The sequence below is a fragment of the Kitasatospora sp. NPDC029367 genome (assembly GCF_055569135.1).
In genome coordinates this window covers 1-5,445 of sequence record NZ_JBVHYH010000101.1, presented here as the reverse complement: position 1 = coordinate 5,445, position 5,445 = coordinate 1, and the positions used below count along the sequence as shown (strand labels likewise).

The window sequence follows — 5,445 nt, the reverse complement described above, 5'->3', positions numbered from 1 at the left end:
CCCAGGAAGGCCCCAGCCGCAGGGGGGCGGGAAGAAAAAAACAGGGGAAAAAAAAAAGAGAGAAACGGGGAGCCCCCCCCGGGCCCCCCCCCGGGCCCCCCCTTCCGCGTTCGAGACCCGCCGTCAGGCTTAGCTGAACGAGTCGCCGCAGGCGCAGGAGCCGGTGGCGTTCGGGTTGTCGATCGTGAAGCCCTGCTTCTCGATGGTGTCGACGAAGTCGACGGTGGCGCCACCCAGGTACGGGGCGCTCATCCGGTCGGTGACGACCTTGACGCCACCGAAGTCCTTGATCACGTCGCCGTCGAGCGAGCGCTCGTCGAAGAACAGCTGGTAACGCAGGCCGGAGCAGCCACCGGGCTGGACGGCGACGCGCAGCGCGAGGTCCTCGCGGCCTTCCTGCTCCAGCAGGGCCTTGACCTTGGCCGCGGCGGCATCGGTGAGGAGGATGCCACTCTCGACGGTGGTCTCGTCCTGGACGGTCATCTGCTTTCTCCCGGTCTTGACGACGGTCTGCCGCCAGTGCCAACCACCGACCGCCCGGATTCATTTCCCGGACGGCGGGGGATTTCTACGGCCTGTTCGACGGCTGGTTCTCCGTGGGCCGGGCGCGTCACCCGGGCCTCTACGCTCCCCATGCTCGCACAACCGGGGCGGACCGGGCACCGCCCGCGTCACGGATCCGGTCGAACGGGCCCCACGGCCGCCCGCCGGACGCCAGGATGGCGGCATGATCCTTCGCCAGGTCAGGGACACCGCAGCGGACGCGGAGGCCGTCCAGGAACTGTCCCTCGCCGCGTTCGCCGGACCGTCCGACGACCCCGCCCGACCGGCCCGACCGACGCCGCTGCAGCTGGCCCGGACCAGACACCTGGCGCGCACCGACCCCGGCGGCTGCTGGCTGGCGGAGAGCGGCGGGCAGGCGGTCGGGGTGGTGCTGTCGATGCGCCGCGAGGGCCTGTGGATGCCCTCGCTGTTCGCCGTCCGGCCGTCCGCCCGGGACCGGGGGGTCGGGCCGCTGCTGTTCGAACGGGCCCTCGCGCACGCCCGGGGCTGCCTGCGCGGGATGGTCTGCGCCTCCGACTCCCCCGCGGCGGCCCGCCGCTACCGGCTGGCCGGCTTCACCCTGCACCCGGCGATGCGGCTGACCGGGCGGGTGGACCGGGACGGGCTGATCGACCCCGGCGACATCCCGGTGCACCGCGGCAACGCCACCCACCTGCACCTGCTGGACTCGGTGGACCGGCGGCTGCGCGGGTCCGCGCACGGCCCGGACCACGAGCTGATGCTCGGCCACTTCGAGGAGCTGCTGGTCGCCGACGCGCTGGCCGGCAGCGGCTACTGCTACCGGGACGGCGGCACGGTGCGGCTGCTGGCGGCCACCAGCAAGCGGATCGCGGCCCGGCTGCTGCGCGAGGCGCTGGCCCGGGTGCCGGACGGGACCGAGGCCCGGGTGGAGTACCTGACCGCCGAGCAGGAGTGGGCGCTGGACGTCGGGCTGGAGGTCGGGCTGACGCCGGAGACCGGTGGCTTCGTCGGGGTGCGCGGGATGCGGCCGCCCGCGCCGTACCTGCCCAGCGGGGCCTTCCTGTAGCCCGGCGGGAACGCGTACGGCCCCACCGGGGGCGGGCCGGTGGGGCCGTACGGACGGACGGGCGGACGGGGCCCGGATCAGGCCATGGTGTCCAGGATCTCCCGGACCATCTCCATGGTGGTGCCCGGGTGCAGGAAGGCGAAGCGGGCGACCGTCTCGCCGTCCCAGCCGGTCGGGGTGACGAAGCCGATCTGGTCCGCGAGCAGCTGCTGCGACCAGCGGTAGTAGTCGTCGTTGGTCCAGCCCTTGCGCTTGAAGCAGACCGCGGAGAGCTGCGGGTCGAACAGCAGCTCCAGGTGCTCGGTGTCGCGGATCAGCTGGGCGGTGTCCCGCGCGAGCTGGAGGCCGGTCTCGATGGCGTCGGTGTACGCCTGGACGCCGTGGACGGCCAGCGAGAACCAGAGCGGCAGGCCGCGGGCGCGCCGGGTCAGGTGGTAGGCGTAGTCGGTGGGGTTCCACTCGTCGCCGTCGGTGTGCAGGACGTCCAGGTAGGAGGCGTCCTGGGTGTGCACGGCGCGGGCGAGCTGCGGGTTGCGGTAGATCAGCGCGGCGCAGTCGAAGGGGGCGAACAGCCACTTGTGCGGGTCGACCACGAAGGAGTCGGCGTGCTCGATGCCGTTGTAGCGCTCGCGCACCGACGGGGCGAACAGGCCCGCGCCGCCGTAGGCGCCGTCCACGTGGAACCACAGGTCGCGCTCGCGGGCGACCTCGGCCAGGCCGGCCAGGTCGTCGACGATGCCCTCGTTGGTGGTGCCGGCGGTGCCGACGACGGCGATCACCGTCTCCGGGTTCGGGTCGGCGGCCAGGGCGGCGCGCAGTGCCTCGCCGGTGAAGCGCCGGTTCACGGTCGGGACCTTGAAGGCCTCGACGCCGATGATGTTGAAGGTGTTCTTGACCGAGGAGTGCACCTGGTCGGCGACGGCTATCCGCAGCCGGGCCTCCGGCCCGACGCCGAGCTTGCGGCGGGCGGTGTCGCGGGCGACCACCAGGGCGGACAGGTTGCCCGCGGAGCCGCCGGAGACGAAGCAGCCGCCGGCCGAGGCGGGCAGCCCGGCCCGGTCGGCGATCAGGCGCAGCACCTGGTTCTCGGCGGCGATGGCGCCGGCCGCCTCCAGCCAGGAGATGCCCTGCAGGGAGGCGCAGGAGACCACCATGTCGAACAGCAGCGCGGCCTTGGTCGGGGCGCACGGGATGAAGGACAGGTAGCGGGGGCTGTCGGCGGAGATGACCGCGCGGGACAGCTCGTGGTCGTACAGCTTGAGGACGTCGGCCGGGTTGTTGCCGTCCTGGTTGAGCAGGCCGGCCAGCTGGGTGCGCAGGTGCTCGCCGTCACCGGGGTGGTCGAGCGGGACGGGGTCGTACTGCAGCCGCTCCCGCATGTAGTCGAAAACCAGGTCGACCAGTTCGTTGTCGGGCCGGTGCATGCGGTCGGGTGCTGCGGACACGGCTGTCCCTCTCGGCTGTGGGTGTCGGGGGGATCCGGTCGGCGGGACGCCTCACCGCGCTGACCGGACGTGATCAGCGTAGGCAGCGGGGGCGCTTCCCCGCGCGTCGGAACGCGGCTGGTCAGGCAGCTTTCGAGCGTCTTCGGGGCGGTCCGCGCAGGTTTCCTGCGTGCCCCGGGAGCCGGGCCCGGCGATCAGCCGATCAGCTGGGAGAGGACCACCGAGGAGCGGCTGCGCTGCACGCCGGGCTCGCGCCGGATGCGCTCGATGACGGCCTCCAGATGGCGCATGTCGGCGGCCCGCAGGTGCACCAGGGCGTCCGGGTCACCGGTGACCGTCCAGGCGGCGACCACCTCGGGGAACTGGCGCAGGCTGGCCAGGATCTCCTCGGGGGCGGTCCGCTCGCGGCAGTAGACCTCGACGAAGGCCTCGGTCTGCCAGCCGAGCACGGCCGGGTCGAGCACCACGGTGAAGCCCCGCACCACACCGCGCGCCCGGAGCCGGTCGATCCGGCGGCGCACGGCGGTGGCGGAGAGGTTCACCTGGAGACCGATCTCGGCGTAGGAGGCGCGGCCGTCGCTGCCGAGGCGGGCGAGGAGCTGCCGGTCGGTCTCGTCCAGGTCTGCCCCGATCACCTCGTGCGCTCGGCTGCTGGTCATCGGTGCGGGGCTCCACGGGTCGTGCGGTGGGGGTGGGGGGAGCGTCCCGGGCGGCGGGCGGTGCTGTCGCACCCGCCGGCGCCACTGCCGAAACGGTTCGCCACCCATTCTGGCGGATGACCTGAACGAGTTCATCGCGCGCGGATGACCGGGAGAAGGCCATCGGTCCACCGGGCGGGCACCGATCGCCACGCCTGCCGTCGACCGAAGGGCCTCGCCTACTGACCGGCCCGGGGCGGTCTTCATGTTCATGGCCCAGCCCTGCCCGGGGCTTCGAAATATCGATTCGGCCACGGCAGGAAGCATCCGATCCGGAGAGCGGTTCTCGTCACATCGACAGGATGGCCATCGTCACTCTGACGCTAACCGGTTAGAATAGATAGCGTCAGATAGACGAAAAGGCCCCACCGCTCGTTCGGCCGCACAGAAGGGCACCCGCCCGTGACCACCACCATCACCGAGACCCACGGCGTCGACCCCACTCCGACGCCGCTCGCTCTGCTGCTGCTCGGCCGAGAGGCCGACCCGAACAGCGAGCGCGGCGTCGAGTGCCCCGGCGACCTCCCGCCGGCCTCGGACCCGAACCTCGTCGAGCGCGCCCGGGCGGCCAAGGCCGCGCTGGGCGACCGCGTCTTCATCCTCGGCCACCACTACCAGCGCGACGAGGTGATCGAGTTCGCCGACGTCACCGGCGACTCCTTCAAGCTCGCCCGCGACGCCGCGGCCCGCCCGGAGGCCGAGTACATCGTCTTCTGCGGCGTGCACTTCATGGCCGAGTCCGCCGACATCCTCACGAGCGACCGCCAGCAGGTCGTGCTGCCGGACCTCGCGGCCGGCTGCTCGATGGCCGACATGGCCACCGCCGAGCAGGTCGCCGAGTGCTGGGACGTACTGACGGACGCCGGCATAGCCGATGTGACCGTCCCGGTCTCGTACATGAACTCCTCCGCCGACATCAAGGCCTTCACCGGCAAGCACGGCGGCACCATCTGCACCTCCTCCAACGCCCAGCGAGCGCTGGAGTGGGCCTTCGAACAGGGCCAGAAGGTGCTCTTCCTGCCCGACCAGCACCTCGGCCGCAACACCGCGGTGCGGGACATGGGCATGTCGCTGGACGACTGCGTCCTGTACAACCCGCACAAGCCCAACGGCGGCCTGACCGCCGAGCAGCTGCGGAACGCCAAGATGATCCTCTGGCGCGGCCACTGCTCGGTGCACGGCCGGTTCAGCCTGGACTCGGTGAACGACGTCCGCGAGCGGATCCCCGGCGTGACCGTCCTGGTCCACCCCGAGTGCAAGCACGAGGTGGTCGACGCCGCCGACATGGTGGGCTCGACCGAGTACATCATCAAGGCCCTGGACGCGGCCGAGCCCGGCTCCAAGTGGGCCATCGGCACCGAGCTGAACCTGGTCCGCCGGCTGGCCAAGGCGCACCCGGACAAGGAGATCGTCTTCCTGGACCGCACGGTCTGCTTCTGCTCGACCATGAACCGGATCGACCTGCCGCACCTGGTCTGGGCGCTGGAGTCGCTGGTCGAGGGCCGGGTGCCGAACGTGATCACGGTGGACCCGGAGACCGAGAAGTACGCCAAGGCCGCGCTGGACCGGATGCTGGCCCTCCCGTAGCCGGAGGCGGGTCCCGGGGGGGGGGGGGGGGGGGGGCTGCCCGAAGGGGGGAGGGGCCCCCCCCCGGGGAGGGGGGGGGGGGGGGGCGAAAAGAAGGGGGGAGGAGGGCCAAAAAAAAAAGAGG

5 protein-coding genes are annotated in these 5,445 nt (G+C 72.0%); 2 read left to right on the top strand and 3 right to left on the bottom strand.

Going from position 1 to position 5,445, the window contains the following annotated elements:
- Nucleotides 1–129 precede the first annotated feature (129 nt).
- Nucleotides 130–483, bottom strand: a complete 354-nt coding sequence (gene erpA, locus ACZ4W5_RS34840) for an iron-sulfur cluster insertion protein ErpA (RefSeq protein WP_030061066.1) — start codon at nucleotides 481–483, stop codon at nucleotides 130–132.
- A 244-nt stretch (nucleotides 484–727) separates the two neighbouring features.
- On the opposite strand from erpA, the gene ACZ4W5_RS34835 reads away from it, so the two are divergent.
- On the top strand, nucleotides 728–1,591 hold the full coding sequence (locus ACZ4W5_RS34835; protein WP_360227943.1) for a GNAT family N-acetyltransferase: 864 nt from the start codon (nucleotides 728–730) through the stop codon (nucleotides 1,589–1,591).
- Nucleotides 1,592–1,668: 77 nt separating this feature from the next.
- Here ACZ4W5_RS34835 and ACZ4W5_RS34830 read toward each other — a convergent pair whose 3' ends face one another.
- Nucleotides 1,669–3,036, bottom strand: coding sequence for a pyridoxal phosphate-dependent decarboxylase family protein (locus tag ACZ4W5_RS34830; RefSeq protein WP_360227945.1), 1,368 nt, complete (start codon nucleotides 3,034–3,036; stop codon nucleotides 1,669–1,671).
- Between the two features lie 194 nt (nucleotides 3,037–3,230).
- Nucleotides 3,231–3,695 (bottom strand): Lrp/AsnC family transcriptional regulator, encoded by a 465-nt coding sequence (locus ACZ4W5_RS34825; protein WP_270147404.1) that lies wholly within the window; start codon nucleotides 3,693–3,695, stop codon nucleotides 3,231–3,233.
- Nucleotides 3,696–4,136: 441 nt separating this feature from the next.
- Here ACZ4W5_RS34825 and nadA point away from each other — a divergent pair, with 441 nt between their 5' ends.
- Nucleotides 4,137–5,321 (top strand): quinolinate synthase NadA, encoded by a 1,185-nt coding sequence (gene nadA, locus ACZ4W5_RS34820; protein ID WP_360227948.1) that lies wholly within the window; start codon nucleotides 4,137–4,139, stop codon nucleotides 5,319–5,321.
- The last annotated feature ends 124 nt before the right edge of the window (nucleotides 5,322–5,445 follow it).

Excerpts from the sequence above, each read along its gene's own strand:
- erpA (WP_030061066.1), bottom strand. The coding sequence starts at position 483 with ATGACCGTCCAGGACGAGACCACCGTCGAGAGTGGCATCCTCCTCACC.
- ACZ4W5_RS34825 (WP_270147404.1), bottom strand. The coding sequence starts at position 3,695 with ATGACCAGCAGCCGAGCGCACGAGGTGATCGGGGCAGACCTGGACGAG.
- ACZ4W5_RS34835 (WP_360227943.1), top strand. The coding sequence starts at position 728 with ATGATCCTTCGCCAGGTCAGGGACACCGCAGCGGACGCGGAGGCCGTC.